This window comes from Pseudoalteromonas sp. BZA4 (assembly GCF_040104395.1).
Taxonomy (GTDB): Bacteria; Pseudomonadota; Gammaproteobacteria; order Enterobacterales; family Alteromonadaceae; genus Pseudoalteromonas.
Genome location: NZ_JBECOT010000015.1, coordinates 38,802 through 53,208, shown reverse-complemented (window position 1 = coordinate 53,208; position 14,407 = coordinate 38,802). Strand labels below are relative to the sequence as shown.

Below are 14,407 nucleotides of genomic sequence, written 5' to 3'. Positions count from 1 at the left end.
ATTATTATAGAAAACAAAACGCCCTTCACATGGGAGGGCGCTGTTTAATTAATATGCTTTTGTTGAAACTTTCTATTGTTTAGCTTGCAGGTAGGTAATTAACTCTTTTTCTGGCATAGGCTTAGCATACATGAAGCCTTGCACTTCATCACAGCCAAGCTGGGCTAAATAATCTGCTTGCGCTTGTGTCTCGACCCCTTCTGCTATGGTTTTTAAGCCTAACCTTGCACCAAGAGAAATAATTAACGCAGCAATCGCCTGACAATCTTGACCTGGTAAGTCTTTAATAAAATCGCGATCAATTTTGAGTCTGTCTAGTGGCAGTTTTTGCAAGTAACTTAACGATGAGAACCCTGTACCAAAGTCGTCAATCGCAATCTCGATACCAAACTCTTTAAGTTCTTTTAGTGTGGTGATCACATTAGCTAGCTCATCCATAACCACGCTTTCGGTCACTTCGAGTTCAATAAACTGCGGTTTTACATCGTATTTAATAAGCGTGTCTTTTACTTGTTGAGCATAGCCTTTAACTTTAAACTGCGGCACTGAAACATTCACAGCAATGCTAATTGCAAAGCCCATTGCTTCGAGGCGCTTTTGCTGCATACATGCTTGCTCTAGCACCCACTGCCCTATATCGACAATTAAACCGGCATCTTCAGCCATTGGAACGAAAATCGCTGGCGAAATATACTGACCATTACCTGACGGCCAACGCAGTAGCGCTTCACAGCCAATGATTTCAAGGGTGTTTAAATCAAGTTGTGGCTGAAACCAAACCTCTAATTTACGCTGCTCAAAATCTTGACGAAGTTGTCTGATGATCCCTAAACGCCAAGCCATTTTCTCTTCCATGTCTGGGGTATACGTCACCACCATTTCAGAAGATTGTTTTTTAGCCTGATTAAGCGCAATGTAGCCCAGCTTTAAGGTCTCGATCCCTGCTTGCAGGAAGTCACCTTGATAACAAAGGCCAATATTAAAGTTGATTGGTAAAATGTGTTCACCTGCATTAAACGGCAAACTTAAATGCTCGCGTAGTAGCTCAACATCACATTCACCAACGGGTAACAGTAAGCCAAACACATCTGCACCAATACGCGAGAGCAGCTTTGCATTTGGGTATTCTTGATGTAGCCTATCAACAATGGCATTTAGTAATAAGTTACCAATCTCTTGGCCTAAGCCATTGTTAATATCAGAGAATTGCGCAACATCAATTAATAAAAAGACATAGTCACTTTTACCCGGCTGGTAGTAACGCTCCACTTTATTCATGAAATCGTTACGATTCGATAAGCCAGTTAAAACATCTTTATAAGCTGCATCACGTAAACGGTTGAACAACCTAACATTATCAAGACCAACACTGACATTGGTTAAAAATATCTCTGCAAATTGTAGTTGCGAAGGACTTGGTGTGTGCTCGGTTTCTAAGTAAATAGCTGCTTGGCGGTTTTTGCTTTTTAATAAGTACGTACTATCTACATCGGTGTGCTGATGCTCACCTTCGGCTAGGCAGTTGTTAACTTGCATGATAATACGGCCATCATCAAGCTGCTCAATACCCTGGCCAATAAACTCATTATATTCAGCACAACCACCTAAAACATAAACCTGATTGTCATCTTCAATAGAACCACACAGTAAACCTTGCGGTTCGCAATCTAAAATAATTGAGAGCTGCTTAATCACTGCCATTGAAAAGGCTTTGATATCAGTAAAACCAAGAATAGCCTTAGATGCATACAAAATATTATTTAACGCGCGGCTTTGAAATTCGAGCTGACATACTTGCTCATAAGAGCGAATAGCAGTAACCAGGGCGGTGATAAGTTTACTACGTGTAAGTTCTGTTTTTGTTTTGTAGTCGTTGATATCGTATTCGCGGATCACTTTTTCTTCAGGTGCATAGCCTGGTTGTCCGGTACGTAAAATAATGCGCACATTGTGATTATTGAGGCACTCTCTAACCTGCTTTACAACTTGCAAGCCAGCATCATCTGACTCCATAACCACATCAAGGAGTATTACCGAAATCGAATGGTCATTTTTAAGTAATTCGAGCGCTTCTGCACCTGAGTAGGCATGGTGGAATCGCAGCCCTTTATCCCAAAACTCGACGCCTGAAAGAGCAAGCTTAGTAACTGAATGTATTTCTGGATCATCATCGACAATTAATACGTCCCAAAAATCAGAGACAGTTTCATCCACTAACTGTTCGTCATCTTGGTCACTAAACAAAAAGTCGTTACTCTCTGATGCCATTAATAATTCCTTAAAGTGATCCCCGTAATACTGTAACTATGGTGCCACTCCATTTTACAGCGATGCTCAAAATTCTATCACTTATTTAACTATGATACATTAGTGATAGCTTATATAGTATCAAACAGATTATAGTCTATGTTACGTATAATGTTATGAAAGTTATAAAACAATTGCCTGAGGTGAGATTATTAAAATACTCATTTTTACCCTAAAAGCGATTTTTATCAGCATTCTGATCTCACTTGTGATTGGGCTCATGCTTTCACCGCAATATACTGTTCACAAATCAATTAAAGTGAATGCGAGCAGTGCTGAAGTTGCGAGCCTTGTTGGTGACTTTAATCAATGGCCTAAATGGCAACCATGGCAGGCTGTCGACCCGAGTATTGAATTTACCATTGCAGAGCCTAGCCAAGGTGTAGGTGCACATCAATTTTGGCAAAGTCGCTTTGGCGAAGGTGAAATGACCATCACCCACCTCGACAACAGCCAGCTTTCATTTAATATCTTATTTAATAAAGAACACATTGCCCAAGGCACAATCCGCTATTTACCTGAGGGTGATAACGTTAACATTGAGTGTTCATTAAAAGGTGAGGTCAACACCCCTATTATTGGTGGCTACCTTGCTTTACTAAGCCAGTATATTCTCAATAACACAGTAAAACTGGCGCTCAATAACATCAAAACTCATGCGCAGTTAGCAACAACAGGCAAGGACAGTGTGACCGATGACAGTGAAAGCAGCTCAGGCGAGAGTTAATCTTGCTAATATCATAGAAAACCAGCTTGGCTACCCTATTCATAAGGCATCATCGGCTAGGATCAACCATGCTGGTGATGACAGCTACTCAGCACAAGGTCAACAGCAGTTAGCTTATCAAATTAAAGCGCAAGCAAGCCTTTTAGAGCGCGCCCAAACTCGCCAAGAAATTCAATTCATTAAGCGCCAAGAAAATATCGAAACCATTATGGCGATGGCTATGGCGTTTTGCCCCGATGTCACGGGCCAACAACAACCCGATTTTGATTGGATAGAGCGCTTTATTAGTTTATGTGAAGACACAGCTAATTCTTCAATGCAAAAGCTATGGGCAAAAATACTCGCAGGTGAGACCGTGTCACCGGGCACCTTTTCGATTAAAAGCTTACAAACACTTAAACACATGACACAGCGCGAAGCAGATGCCCTTCAGCGCTGTACATCACTGTGTGGCTTCAATGAAAAAGATAACAGCCACTTAATTTTACTTGGCTTTTACAAGAAGCCTTCGCTGTTTGATTTACTTAGAAAAGGTAACAAGGTGTCATTTAATTTAGGGAAAACCCCTGTTAGCTTTCCTGACATTCTTACCCTGATGGATATTAACTTGCTGTATCGAAAAGAAATCGAATCAGCTGTTTTAAAAGCTGGCCAAGAACTGGTGCTGAGCTTTATGAATCAACGCTTGGTTTTAAAAGCAAAAAGTAATGACTTAGTACTCAGTTATTATAAATTTACACAAACGGGCGACGAGTTAAGAAAGCTAATCGCATCGCCAATAAATAAGGCTTATAAGCAGATACTTTCAACATCATTAGAAGATGAATTTGAAGTTAACTGGCAAGCTTTAAAATAAAGCTGCCAGCTAAATATAAACCGAAAAACTCGATTAGAAGTGGATTTGAATACCCGCAAATGGGCCTGATGCATCTAAATCTGTGTAGATATCATCAATATCATCAAGCTCTAAAGTCATTGAGCGGTAACCCGCTTTAATGTCCATATCAATTGCTAAGTTATCAAGTAAAGCGTATGCAACACCCGCTTGATAGTCTTGAATTTTGCTATCGTCAATAGCCAGTAAGCTACCTTCAAAGAATACGCTTAAACCTGTTAACGGCAAGCCAACTTCAGCACGGCCATACACTAAAGGTACGAAACCAGAAAAATCAACGCGCTCAGTTGTACTTGGACCACCTTCTTGCGAAGTACCCGTTACCATAATTTCACCGTCAAATTGTTTAGCGTTTACACCTAAATCAATTGAAACCAAATCATTATCAAAGATTTCGTAATATAGGATGTAGTCAACATGTGATAAATCACTCACTGTGCCTACTTGTGTGCCTACAACGTAATCAGAACCACCGAAACTAAATGTTTCATCGAGTGTAGTATCACCATTTAACTCAAGTTCAGTGTATTTTAGTTTAAGGTTTGGTACCAACGGCACTGGGTGCTCAAGTGCTGCGTAGTAGCTCGTAAACGTTTCATCATCAAATTTAAAGCTTTGTAGATTTCCGTCTTGAGCAAAACTACCGCTGTTATCTGATTGCCAGCCATCAACACCTAGGTATAAACCTAATAATGTATCAGCTTGCGCTGTTGGAGCTAAACAGGCCATTGAAAGGGCAGCTGCTAAACAGTACTTTTTCATCATTTTATCCTTGCGCTAAAAGTTCGCTAAGTTCAATTAGAGCCGCATTGGCTCGAGAAATATAATTCGCCATGACCAGTGAGTGGTTAGCAACAAAACCAAAACCACTGCCATTTAAGATCATTGGGCTCCACACAGTTTCTTGCGTGGCCTCTAATTCACGAATAATTTGTTGCAGACTAACACGAGCATTTTTCTTTTCTAAGACATCAGCAAAATCATATTCAACCGCTTGTAAAAAGTGCAGTAATGCCCACGTTGCACCACGCGATTCATAAAATACATCATCAATTTGCCACCAAGATGTTTTTACTTGGCTTTGCAAAGGGGTGTATGTTGCTTGATGAGCCGCAGTATCGCCAGCTAAATCAGTATTCAAACGATCTTGACCAACACTTGCACTTAAACGCTGGCTTAAACTACCTAAACGCTTTTCAGCTTCTTTTAACCAGCCACGTAAGTTATCGGCACGGGCATAAAACTGGCTATCTCGATCGTTCTTATCCGCAATTTGGGTACGGTATACAATGAGTAAATCGATACCCTTTTGATATTCAGTTTCAGCGCTTGGCCACGCCCATGCTACCGAGCTAATATTAAATTGCGGCTGTGCTTTTTTAAGTGCTTCGTGCTCAGTTGATTGAGACTGTGAACGACTGAAGTCTTTACGCATCGACAACACCAAATCTCGGGTCATCTCAAGCGCGCCATATTCCCACGCTGGCATGTTATCCATCATCACACTCGGTGGCATCATATCGTTAGATAAGTAGCCGCCAGGCTTATTTAATAATGTACTTGCCACATTGATCAACGTAGTCGTTGTTGTGTAGCCGGTGACAAACTTTTCACCGCGCATTTGCGCTTCCTGTTTTGCCTTGCTAACAACATCCATACGAGCCGGTTCACTACTCCAGTAAACAGCAATCGCGTAAAAAATAATTAGTATAATAAGTAATGCACTGGCTATTTTTCCTTTATGCTCAGACATAATACCTCCTAGTGATGTGAGTGCTCTTTACTTTTTTTTGATGCCTGCTCAGACATTTCTTGTAAAGACACAACCTTGGCTTGAGTAAAAACTCGATTGCCATCATTAAAATATAGCGTGAGTTTTCGTTCTTGCCCTGCTTTTAGTTGATCTTCAGGTTCAAACACCATTAAGTGATAACCACCCGGTTTAAACTCAACACTGCTGTGACCATCAATCTTTAATGATAAAACCTGTTCCATTTTCATCATGCCATCAACATGAGTATGCTGATGAATTTCAACACGTCCTAAACCATCAAGCTCAGCTTTAGTTAATACCGTTGCATGCTCACTTGGGTTAGTAATAGTTAAATAAGCCACGCTGGCTTTACTGGCTGGTAAAAATTCACGTACCTGCGCATTGCTTACGGTTACTTCGGCAACATCGCTATGATCATGGCCACTATGGGCAGATAAAAAAGTACTAAAAAATAAACTTGCGGTAAGAAAAGAGAGTGCGGGCCACAGTTTCATTATGTTTTAATCCTTGTTAAGACATTAACTTACCCGCTAAATTTAGCATATTTTATGTATTAAGGCAGTTTATTAGTACCTTAAGCTGGCGATTTTTTGTTATCGGCAATCAACCAGCATAATGCCGCGATGAGTAAAAGTGGCCATGCAATCATGACTGAGCCAAATAAAAACGCAAGCACAACACCAATCAAAGCAACAACACCTGCGCCAAGTAGGCCAATAGTAAATAACGCCACACCTGCAACGACGGCAATGACTGCCACTATTGCACCGATGACCTCAAGCCCAGCCCAACTCATATCAGCAATTGATAAAGGTAATTGCCATGAGTCAAACGATACAAATGAAACCGCATCAGTGCATAGTAATAACATTGCCAAAATGATGATAGCTAACGTTTTCATGTCCTACTCCTAGTAACCTTTCACGGGTAAAGTGCAATGAGCCACTAAATAACCCACGCCTATTAACAGCGGCATTTGAATAAGTAATATGATCATGACCAAACGTGTTGACCATACAGGAAAGCCCAAGCGCGCAGCGAGTCCGCTACACACACCCGAGATCTTTTTATTACTCAGATCACGGTACCAACGTGTCGATGTGTGATAAGTATTCATTATTAACCTCCTAAGCCGACTGCTTCATCGTTGCTTTCAAGTCAGCAAGCTCTTTATCGATTGCTTCATCTTTCTCAAGGGCAGCGAATTGTGCTGCTGTTGAATTTGCAGCATCACTTTGTGTCAGCTCATACGCTTCAACTTGCGACTCAATGTTTTCAACGCGCTGCTCTAAGTAGTCAAAACGCGCTAATGCATCTTCAACTTTACTGCTATGCAGCTGCTCTTTTACTTTTAAGCGTGCTGTAACAACGCGTTCTTTTTGCATGTAAGTCAGCTGTTTGGCTTTTGCATCTGCAAGCTTGTTTTGTAAACGCTGACAATCTTCTGTCAATTTAGCGAGTGACTCTGCCACTTTATCCATTTCAGCTTGTTGCGCTTCGATTTCTGTCGTTAAACGCTGCTTTTCAACTAATGCTGCTTTGGCAAGATCATCACGATCTTTACTCAACGCTTTTTCTGCTTTCGCTTGCCAATCAGCTACTTTTGCTTGTTTCGCTGCAATTTCACGCTTCATTTGCTTTTCTTGCGTTAAGAATGTCGCAGCAGTTGCACGGCATTCAGTCAGTGCATCCTGCATTTCTTGCACGAGTAGATTAAGTAACTTTTCAGGATCTTCAGCTTTGTCTAATGCTGCAGAAAGGTTTGCCTGAATAATGTCATTTACGCGATTTAATACACCCATGTGACTCTCCTGTTGATTATTGGGTTAATACAGCTAGGAGATTCCAATTCTTGTGCCAACTAACGAATAAATTAAATTTGTTATTTAGATACAATAAGTTGAGTCAATTAAATTTAGATTTAGGCTGACTAGTGACTGAATAAAAAATAACTAATTTGACTAAAAAATTAACTTTTTCACTAAATTTTAGGATCAAAAAAAGCCACAAAATGTGGCTTTTTAATAGGGTAAATGATTAGGCTTCTGGGACAAAACTTAAGGCTTTATCCATAACAGATAAATCGGCCGCTTTACCATGGCCTTTTTCTGAAAGGTGGCGTCTAAAACCACGCGCACCAGGTTGGCCTTGAAAAATTCCCAACATATGGCGAGCTATATGCCAAAAGTTAGCGCCTTTACTCATTTCGTCTTCAATATAGTCGTACATCGAGCGTACAACCTGATGACGACTTAGCGTAAAGGCTTCATCACCATAAATGTTTTCGTCAACCTCAGACAAAATAAACGGATTACTATACGCCTCACGACCAATCATAATGCCATCAACATACTCAAGGTGAGCTACGCTATCAGCAATTGTTTTCACGCCACCATTTAAGCTTAAGTGAAGTTGCGGATAATCTTTTTTCAACTGGTAAACCCGCGGGTAATCAAGAGGTGGGATCTCACGATTCTCTTTTGGGCTTAAGCCATTTAACCACGCTTTACGCGCATGAATAATAAAGTCATCACAGCCAACATCATGACTCGCTTCGATTAAAGCACATAAAAACTCATACGAGTCTTGCTCATCAATACCAATGCGAGTTTTAACAGTAACAGGAATAGTCACTTCGGCCTTCATTGCAGCAACGCAGTCAGCAACCAGTTTAGGCTCAGCCATTAAACAAGCACCAAAACGACCATTTTGTACACGATCAGACGGACAGCCGACATTTAAATTTACTTCATGATAGCCGCGCTCCGCCGCTAACTTTGCACACTTAGCCAACGCTTCAGGATCTGAGCCACCAAGTTGCAATGCCACTGGCCCTTCATGCTCATTAAAGTGTAAGTAATCGCCTTTACCAAATAAAATAGCGCCGGTTGTCACCATCTCAGTGTAAAGCACAGCATGCTTAGTCATTTTGCGGTGAAAGGTTCGACAGTGACGATCAGTCCAATCCAGCATGGGTGCCACGGAAAAACGGCGGTTTAATGTCGTTGTGCTCATAACATGGCCCCTTTAAAGATCAATGCATTTACTTGCAACTTAAATTACCTAATACGATTAACGCTTAATATAGCGATGACACATACCCTTTAGGTATGCACCGAAATGAAAAATTGCGACCATTATACCACCGAAGCTGGCTCGCGGCATGGCTTAATCGAAGATCAGATGATGAAAAGAGGCGAAGAAGTGTACTGCAATCTCACTTCTTTGATGAATAAGGTAAAATGCTAAGTCTACATTTTTACTTTACTTAGGAGATGTTCAAGGTTTTGGCCCGTAAGCTCCAAAATCGTAATTTCAAGCTCTTTGTAGTCCTCGTTTTTCAGGTTAACTAACTTAGCACCCACTGCAATTCGCGCTACTTTCTCAACGGGGTCCATTTCGACAATTTCAATTGATGCACGCGTATCATGATCTTTTGATTGCACATAATATTCACTAAAGAAGGTACCATCTGCACGTACATTTGGATTACTGTCAGACACAGACTGCAGGAGCGTGCCTTTCTTTAAATCACTTTTACGAAGTGAAAAGCTGTATTCCGCCACATTGGCATGACCAACAATTACGGTTACTGCGCTTTCACCATTAATTTTAAAATCATGATCTGTTACTTCAATGACTTTTAGCTTACCACTATCATAGGTCGGCTCCATGCAAGCACCTAAACTAAAAATCAGAAAAGCAGATAAGACGACATTTTTGATTAGCATTCTTTGTTCCTTAAATTTTATATTGCCTTCTTTAAAGTTAGATAAAAGAAGGCAATTATTCAAAGTTTAAATCACTGAAAATGCACTTTAAATTAAAACTAGCCGACAACACTCAAACCGAAGTAGTGAGCGATACCGCCTAAGATATTGGTAACCGCCACTGACGATAAAATTAAGCCCATCACCCGACTAATAATACTTGCGCCACTGTCGCCAATTAACTTATGTACATGCGTGGCAAGCAGTAATAAAACCAATACGATTACTAGTACTGAAAGCATAATTGATGAGGTTATAAGTTGCTCATACCAAGTGTATTCGGTATTTCGAGTCATCAGTACTGCACCAAGCATGGCACCGGGGCTGGCGATAGAAGGAATCGCCAACGGAAAAATAGCGGTTTCGGTGCTATCTCGAACACTTTTGATTTCTGTTTCTGGTTTACTTTCACCGAAGATCATCGACAAAGCAAACAGTAATAATACGATACCTCCGGCAATCTGAAATGCCGAAAGTGGAATATTGATCGCGTTTAAAAGTAATTCGCCCGCAACAACAAAAAATAATAGCACCAGTGCCGAAACGCCAACCGCTTTTAATGCAACTTTGCGCTTAAATTTGGCGTCATCCCAGCGTGTAACAGCAATAAAAACAGGCACGGTCCCGATAGGGTCAATGACGGCAAAAAAGAAAATGAATGCAGCTAGCAATTCACTCATTAAGAAAACTCCCTGAAAACGTGTTAGCGAATAAAAACACTGCAACTACAATACAGTATGTTAGTATATCACGGTAGCGTAAGGATAAGAGAAGATGAATATAGAATCACTCGTCAGTAAAGCAAAACAAGTATGCGATAATCGTGGTGCACGTTTCACACCTATCCGTGAAAAAGTATTCCGCCTGTTAGCTAGTGCGCAAGGTGGTGTGGGTGCTTATGACTTATTAGAACAACTCAAATTAACTGAGTCAGGCGCAAAACCTGCCACTATTTATCGAGCGCTCGATTTCTTATCGGAACTTGGCTTTATTCATAAAATTGAAAGCACCAACTCATTTATGTTGTGCCATCATTTTGATCACATTCACCCTGTACAGTTATTAATTTGTGACAGCTGTGGTTATGTAAAAGAATTACATTCAACAGTAATTTCTCATGAACTTAATAACTTAGCTGCAGAAAGTGGATTTATTGTCTCAGGACAAACAATCGAAGCGCACGGTAAATGCGAAAAATGCAAAGAATAAGTGCGGTGTTTGAAACAACCACTACACTTAAAGTATGATTAACGGCATTTCGAAACCTAAGGGAAAATAAATAATGAATGTGGAGTTCATCAACCCTTTTTTATCATCATTATTAAATGTATTGAGCACTATGGCTCAAACAGAATTAAAGCCGGGTAAACCTAGTTTAAAGAAAGACGAACTAGCCCGTGGCGATGTATCAGGTTTGATTGGTATGGTTGGCCCACAAACTAAAGGTTCACTTTCAATCACCTTTGATGAAAATCTAGCACTGACGATTATGGAAAGAATGCTAGGTGAACGCCCTGATGCGGTGAACGAAGAAGTAACCGACATGGTAGGTGAAATTACTAACATGGTAACAGGTGGCGCTAAAAACCTACTTGGCGAAAAAGGCTATGAGTTTGATATGGCGACGCCAGTTGTAGTGTCTGGTAAGGGACATACAATTGCACATAAATGTGAAGGCGCTAAAGTGTTAATTCCATTCACGTCTGCTGATGGTAACGCCAATATTGAAGTTAGCTTTGATAAACTATGAGCTGGCAGCAAAAAACCATTCAATTGAAGCCTCGCTCACGAGGCTTTCACATCATTGATGACGAGCTACTTCGTCAACTTCCAGAGATAGCACAATACAAAGTCGGCTTATTACACCTATTCATTCAACACACTTCTGCAAGCTTAACTATTAACGAAAATGCAGATCCTACAGTAAGAATGGATATGGAAAGTCACTTCAATCATTTTGTGCCAGAACGACAAAGTTATTACCGCCATGATTATGAAGGTGATGACGACATGCCAGCCCACATAAAAAGCAGTACATTAGGTGCTGAGCTCACTATTCCAATTAACCAAGGCCGTTTAATGCTAGGTACTTGGCAAGGTATCTATTTAGGTGAACACCGAGATCATGGTGGCGCTAGACGTATTGTCGCGACGGTTCAAGGTCAGATCTAAACTAGCTGTAAGCTGTAAGCTGTATGCAAACCTTGGTATTAACTAAATTATTTAAGAAAGTGTTTTTGGGATTTTTTAGAGATTGGAGCGGCACACGAGGCTCGAACTCGTGACCTCAACCTTGGCAAGGTTGCGCTCTACCAACTGAGCTAGTGCCGCATCAAATAATTTCTAGTTACAAGATTCAAGTTACAAGTTTGAATAGCTTGGAGCTTTCAACTTTCCCCTTGAAACTTATATCAATTTCTTTTGGTGAGAAATTGGAGCGGCACACGAGGCTCGAACTCGTGACCTCAACCTTGGCAAGGTTGCGCTCTACCAACTGAGCTAGTGCCGCACAATAAGTTACTAGTTTTAAGTTACAAGCTTCAAGTTAGTTACTTTCCCCTTGAAACTTAAGCCAATTTCTTTTGGTGAAGAAATTGGAGCGGCACACGAGGCTCGAACTCGTGACCTCAACCTTGGCAAGGTTGCGCTCTACCAACTGAGCTAGTGCCGCTTTAAAGTAGTCAGTAATTTGTCCGTTGTAGCACAACCTGAAGGTTGCGCTCTACCAACTGAGCTAGTGCCGCTTTAAAGTAGTCAGTAATTTGTCCGTTGTAGCACAACCTGAAGGTTGCGGTGAAACGTTCTGGCAACTGAGCTAGTGCCGCACAATAAGTTACTAGTTTTAAGTTACAAGCTTCAAGTTAGTTACTTTCCCCTTGAAACTTAAGCCAACTTCTTTTGGTGAGAAATTGGAGCGGCACACGAGGCTCGAACTCGTGACCTCAACCTTGGCAAGGTTGCGCTCTACCAACTGAGCTAGTGCCGCATTCAAAAGTAGTCAGTAATTTGTCCGTTGTCGCACAACCTGAAGGTTGCGGTAAAACGTTCTGGCAACTGAGCTAGTGCCGCAAATTATAACTTTCAACTATACAACTATAAAAGTTTAGCTAAAGACACACTAACCCCGCGGGGGTTAACGTCTTAAGCGGGGCAGGATTCTACAATAATCCGATGTGTTTGCAAATGTTTTTTACAAATTAAAGAATTTTTCTTGGTAAACCTTTAATTCCATGATCGAATCTTTGATATCGTCGAGGGCTAGATGTGAACCTTTTTTGTTCACTTGCGCTAATACGTCAGGTTTCCAACGACGTGCAAGCTCTTTAACTGTACTCACATCAAGGTTACGGTAGTGAAAGTAGTCTTCCAATTCAGGCATGTACTTATTCATAAAACGGCGGTCTTGGCCGATAGAATTACCACACATAGGTGAAGCACCCGCAGGTACCCATTGCTTTAGAAATGCCAATGTTTGATCAATAGCATCTTGTTCAGTGAATGTGCTTGCTTTACAACGAGCTGTTAAACCAGATTGACCGTGCTGAGTCGTGCACCACTCGTCCATGCCATCAAGCAGTTCATCGCTTTGATGAATAGCAATAACAGGGCCTTCAGCCAAGATGTTTAAATCACTGTCGGTGACAACAGTGGCAATTTCGAGTATTTTATCTGTTGCTGGTTCGAGGCCTGTCATTTCCAGGTCGAGCCAGATAAGATTTGATTTATGAAAAGACATAGTTACCTTAGCGGTGCTTTCCTTTAGATCCAACGCATTTAGATATATCATATTAGTATCATCAGTCGACCTAAAGCTTTTTTTTCAAAAAGCCCGACATTTACTCAAGTTATAGGCCAAAAGTGGCAAAACAAAAGAAATTAAGTAAAGGCCAATCGCGTCGAATTAAGGCCAATCATCAAAAACGCCTCTCTAATGCAGACAAAAAGCAACAGAAAGGGGCAACTGTGCAATGGCAAAATGACAATTTAGGCCCTGCCGAAAATGCGGTTGTGATCAGTCGATTTGGCCAACATGCCGATATCGAAACCGAATCAGGCGAAGTATTGCGCTGTAATATACGCAGAACAGTATCGAGCCTTGTATGTGGTGATGAAGTTATTTTTCGCCGTGCAAAAGTTAGCGAAGGCGACTTAGCAGGCGTTATTGAAGCAACTCATGAGCGTCGCTCACAACTAACTCGCCCTGATTTTTATGACGGGGTGAAAGTCGTCGCTGCCAATATTGACCAAATTTTAATGGTCTCTGCTGTATTGCCTGAGTTTACGCCAAACATAATCGACCGCTATTTAGTTGCCTGTGAAGACATGGGGATTGAGCCTATTTTAGTGCTTAATAAAATAGATTTAATTGACAATGAAGGCCTTGCTTTTATTGATGAAATTCTCGATATCTATCGTGAGCTAGGTTATCAAGTACTATTAGTCAGTCATAAAACCGGTCAAGGCATTGATGAGCTTAAACAAAAACTGGTCGATAAAAACAGCATTTTTGTTGGTCAAAGTGGTGTGGGTAAATCAACCTTAGTGAACACTGTACTGCCTGATGCTGACATCTTAACCCAAGAAGTATCTGAGAACAGCGGCCTTGGTCAACACACAACAACCGTATCGCGATTACACCATTTACCGAGTGGTGGTAACCTAATCGACTCACCGGGAATTCGTGAGTTTGGCTTATGGCATTTAGATGTTGAGCGCGTTACATGGTGCTTTAAAGAGTTCCGTGATTTTATTGGTGGCTGTCGTTTTCGCGATTGTAAACATTTAAACGATCCTGGCTGTATAATTCGCCAAGCTGTTGATGATGGTGAAATTTCAGAACTTCGTTTTGACAGTTACCACCGAATTTTAGAAACTATGGCCGACGGCCGTGCTGGTGCACGCGCTCCTCGCGTATAACTATTTAGGAAATAACA

General features: G+C 41.0%; 17 protein-coding genes and 4 tRNA genes. 6 read left to right on the top strand and 15 right to left on the bottom strand.

From position 1 onward, the window contains the following. Positions 1–72: 72 nt before the first annotated feature. Positions 73–2,268, bottom strand: a complete 2,196-nt coding sequence (locus tag ABMY41_RS08670) for an EAL domain-containing protein (protein WP_287244231.1) — start codon at positions 2,266–2,268, stop codon at positions 73–75. 259 nt (positions 2,269–2,527) lie between these two features. Between ABMY41_RS08670 and ABMY41_RS08665 the strand changes: the two genes are divergently transcribed. Both ABMY41_RS08665 and ABMY41_RS08660 read left to right on the top strand, forming a co-directional pair. Then, on the top strand, positions 2,528–3,034 hold the full coding sequence (locus tag ABMY41_RS08665; protein ID WP_287244229.1) for an SRPBCC family protein: 507 nt from the start codon (positions 2,528–2,530) through the stop codon (positions 3,032–3,034). Beyond that, positions 3,003–3,890, top strand: a complete 888-nt coding sequence (locus ABMY41_RS08660) for a TIGR03899 family protein (RefSeq protein ID WP_349274504.1) — start codon at positions 3,003–3,005, stop codon at positions 3,888–3,890. The genes ABMY41_RS08665 and ABMY41_RS08660 overlap by 32 nt, the downstream gene beginning before the upstream one ends. A gap of 33 nt (positions 3,891–3,923) precedes the next feature. On the opposite strand, the gene ABMY41_RS08655 is transcribed toward ABMY41_RS08660, so the two are convergent. From ABMY41_RS08655 to ABMY41_RS08615, 9 genes are all read right to left on the bottom strand, one after another. Continuing rightward, positions 3,924–4,691: a TIGR04219 family outer membrane beta-barrel protein gene (locus ABMY41_RS08655; RefSeq protein ID WP_349274508.1), complete on the bottom strand. Its 768-nt coding sequence runs from the start codon at positions 4,689–4,691 to the stop codon at positions 3,924–3,926. 4 nt (positions 4,692–4,695) lie between these two features. Further along, complete coding sequence (locus ABMY41_RS08650) at positions 4,696–5,682, bottom strand: DUF2333 family protein (RefSeq protein WP_349274503.1); 987 nt, start codon at positions 5,680–5,682, stop codon at positions 4,696–4,698. 8 nt (positions 5,683–5,690) lie between these two features. Continuing rightward, complete coding sequence (locus tag ABMY41_RS08645; protein ID WP_130166184.1) at positions 5,691–6,197, bottom strand: copper chaperone PCu(A)C; 507 nt, start codon at positions 6,195–6,197, stop codon at positions 5,691–5,693. An 80-nt stretch (positions 6,198–6,277) separates the two neighbouring features. Next, positions 6,278–6,604 carry a hypothetical protein gene (locus ABMY41_RS08640; RefSeq protein WP_054554146.1) on the bottom strand — a complete coding sequence of 109 codons (327 nt, stop codon included), beginning with the start codon at positions 6,602–6,604 and terminating at the stop codon, positions 6,278–6,280. Between the two features lie 9 nt (positions 6,605–6,613). Further along, positions 6,614–6,820, bottom strand: a complete 207-nt coding sequence (locus tag ABMY41_RS08635) for a PspC domain-containing protein (protein WP_054554145.1) — start codon at positions 6,818–6,820, stop codon at positions 6,614–6,616. A 10-nt stretch (positions 6,821–6,830) separates the two neighbouring features. Next, positions 6,831–7,505, bottom strand: a complete 675-nt coding sequence (locus ABMY41_RS08630; RefSeq protein ID WP_054561117.1) for a PspA/IM30 family protein — start codon at positions 7,503–7,505, stop codon at positions 6,831–6,833. Between the two features lie 235 nt (positions 7,506–7,740). After that, entirely contained in the window at positions 7,741–8,718 is a 978-nt protein-coding gene (gene dusA, locus ABMY41_RS08625) for a tRNA dihydrouridine(20/20a) synthase DusA (protein WP_082422939.1), read from the bottom strand. A 236-nt stretch (positions 8,719–8,954) separates the two neighbouring features. Beyond that, positions 8,955–9,434 carry a hypothetical protein gene (locus tag ABMY41_RS08620; RefSeq protein ID WP_349274502.1) on the bottom strand — a complete coding sequence of 160 codons (480 nt, stop codon included), beginning with the start codon at positions 9,432–9,434 and terminating at the stop codon, positions 8,955–8,957. 98 nt (positions 9,435–9,532) lie between these two features. Beyond that, positions 9,533–10,153, bottom strand: a complete 621-nt coding sequence (locus tag ABMY41_RS08615; RefSeq protein ID WP_055020798.1) for a MarC family protein — start codon at positions 10,151–10,153, stop codon at positions 9,533–9,535. Between the two features lie 94 nt (positions 10,154–10,247). Between ABMY41_RS08615 and ABMY41_RS08610 the strand changes: the two genes are divergently transcribed. From ABMY41_RS08610 to ABMY41_RS08600, 3 genes are all read left to right on the top strand, one after another. Then, positions 10,248–10,682: a transcriptional repressor gene (locus tag ABMY41_RS08610; RefSeq protein ID WP_054554141.1), complete on the top strand. Its 435-nt coding sequence runs from the start codon at positions 10,248–10,250 to the stop codon at positions 10,680–10,682. Between the two features lie 73 nt (positions 10,683–10,755). Beyond that, positions 10,756–11,223: a chemotaxis protein CheX gene (locus ABMY41_RS08605; protein ID WP_175083479.1), complete on the top strand. Its 468-nt coding sequence runs from the start codon at positions 10,756–10,758 to the stop codon at positions 11,221–11,223. Then, positions 11,220–11,645: a secondary thiamine-phosphate synthase enzyme YjbQ gene (locus tag ABMY41_RS08600; RefSeq protein ID WP_217875662.1), complete on the top strand. Its 426-nt coding sequence runs from the start codon at positions 11,220–11,222 to the stop codon at positions 11,643–11,645. The genes ABMY41_RS08605 and ABMY41_RS08600 overlap by 4 nt, the downstream gene beginning before the upstream one ends. A gap of 83 nt (positions 11,646–11,728) precedes the next feature. Here ABMY41_RS08600 and ABMY41_RS08595 read toward each other — a convergent pair. The 5 genes from ABMY41_RS08595 to orn form a co-directional block, all read right to left on the bottom strand. Further along, positions 11,729–11,804: transfer RNA gene (locus ABMY41_RS08595), tRNA-Gly, on the bottom strand. Between the two features lie 102 nt (positions 11,805–11,906). Next, positions 11,907–11,982 (bottom strand) — tRNA-Gly (locus ABMY41_RS08590). A gap of 86 nt (positions 11,983–12,068) precedes the next feature. Then, positions 12,069–12,144 (bottom strand) — tRNA-Gly (locus ABMY41_RS08585). A gap of 239 nt (positions 12,145–12,383) precedes the next feature. Then, positions 12,384–12,459 (bottom strand) — tRNA-Gly (locus tag ABMY41_RS08580). A gap of 204 nt (positions 12,460–12,663) precedes the next feature. After that, positions 12,664–13,209, bottom strand: a complete 546-nt coding sequence (gene orn, locus ABMY41_RS08575) for an oligoribonuclease (protein WP_054554138.1) — start codon at positions 13,207–13,209, stop codon at positions 12,664–12,666. A 122-nt stretch (positions 13,210–13,331) separates the two neighbouring features. On the opposite strand from orn, the gene rsgA reads away from it, so the two are divergent. Next, the gene (gene rsgA / locus ABMY41_RS08570; RefSeq protein WP_349274501.1) at positions 13,332–14,390 is read left to right on the top strand and encodes a small ribosomal subunit biogenesis GTPase RsgA; all 1,059 of its coding nucleotides are present in this window, start codon (positions 13,332–13,334) and stop codon (positions 14,388–14,390) included. Positions 14,391–14,407 lie beyond the last annotated feature (17 nt).

Coding starts and splice junctions, on each gene's coding strand:
- ABMY41_RS08670 (WP_287244231.1), bottom strand. CDS start 2,268: ATGGCATCAGAGAGTAACGACTTTTTGTTTAGTGACCAAGATGACGAA.
- ABMY41_RS08665 (WP_287244229.1), top strand. CDS start 2,528: ATGCTTTCACCGCAATATACTGTTCACAAATCAATTAAAGTGAATGCG.
- ABMY41_RS08660 (WP_349274504.1), top strand. CDS start 3,003: ATGACAGTGAAAGCAGCTCAGGCGAGAGTTAATCTTGCTAATATCATA.
- ABMY41_RS08655 (WP_349274508.1), bottom strand. CDS start 4,691: ATGAAAAAGTACTGTTTAGCAGCTGCCCTTTCAATGGCCTGTTTAGCT.
- ABMY41_RS08650 (WP_349274503.1), bottom strand. CDS start 5,682: ATGTCTGAGCATAAAGGAAAAATAGCCAGTGCATTACTTATTATACTA.
- ABMY41_RS08645 (WP_130166184.1), bottom strand. CDS start 6,197: ATGAAACTGTGGCCCGCACTCTCTTTTCTTACCGCAAGTTTATTTTTT.
- ABMY41_RS08640 (WP_054554146.1), bottom strand. CDS start 6,604: ATGAAAACGTTAGCTATCATCATTTTGGCAATGTTATTACTATGCACT.
- ABMY41_RS08635 (WP_054554145.1), bottom strand. CDS start 6,820: ATGAATACTTATCACACATCGACACGTTGGTACCGTGATCTGAGTAAT.
- ABMY41_RS08630 (WP_054561117.1), bottom strand. CDS start 7,505: ATGGGTGTATTAAATCGCGTAAATGACATTATTCAGGCAAACCTTTCT.
- dusA (WP_082422939.1), bottom strand. CDS start 8,718: ATGAGCACAACGACATTAAACCGCCGTTTTTCCGTGGCACCCATGCTG.
- ABMY41_RS08620 (WP_349274502.1), bottom strand. CDS start 9,434: ATGCTAATCAAAAATGTCGTCTTATCTGCTTTTCTGATTTTTAGTTTA.
- ABMY41_RS08615 (WP_055020798.1), bottom strand. CDS start 10,153: ATGAGTGAATTGCTAGCTGCATTCATTTTCTTTTTTGCCGTCATTGAC.
- ABMY41_RS08610 (WP_054554141.1), top strand. CDS start 10,248: ATGAATATAGAATCACTCGTCAGTAAAGCAAAACAAGTATGCGATAAT.
- ABMY41_RS08605 (WP_175083479.1), top strand. CDS start 10,756: ATGAATGTGGAGTTCATCAACCCTTTTTTATCATCATTATTAAATGTA.
- ABMY41_RS08600 (WP_217875662.1), top strand. CDS start 11,220: ATGAGCTGGCAGCAAAAAACCATTCAATTGAAGCCTCGCTCACGAGGC.
- orn (WP_054554138.1), bottom strand. CDS start 13,209: ATGTCTTTTCATAAATCAAATCTTATCTGGCTCGACCTGGAAATGACA.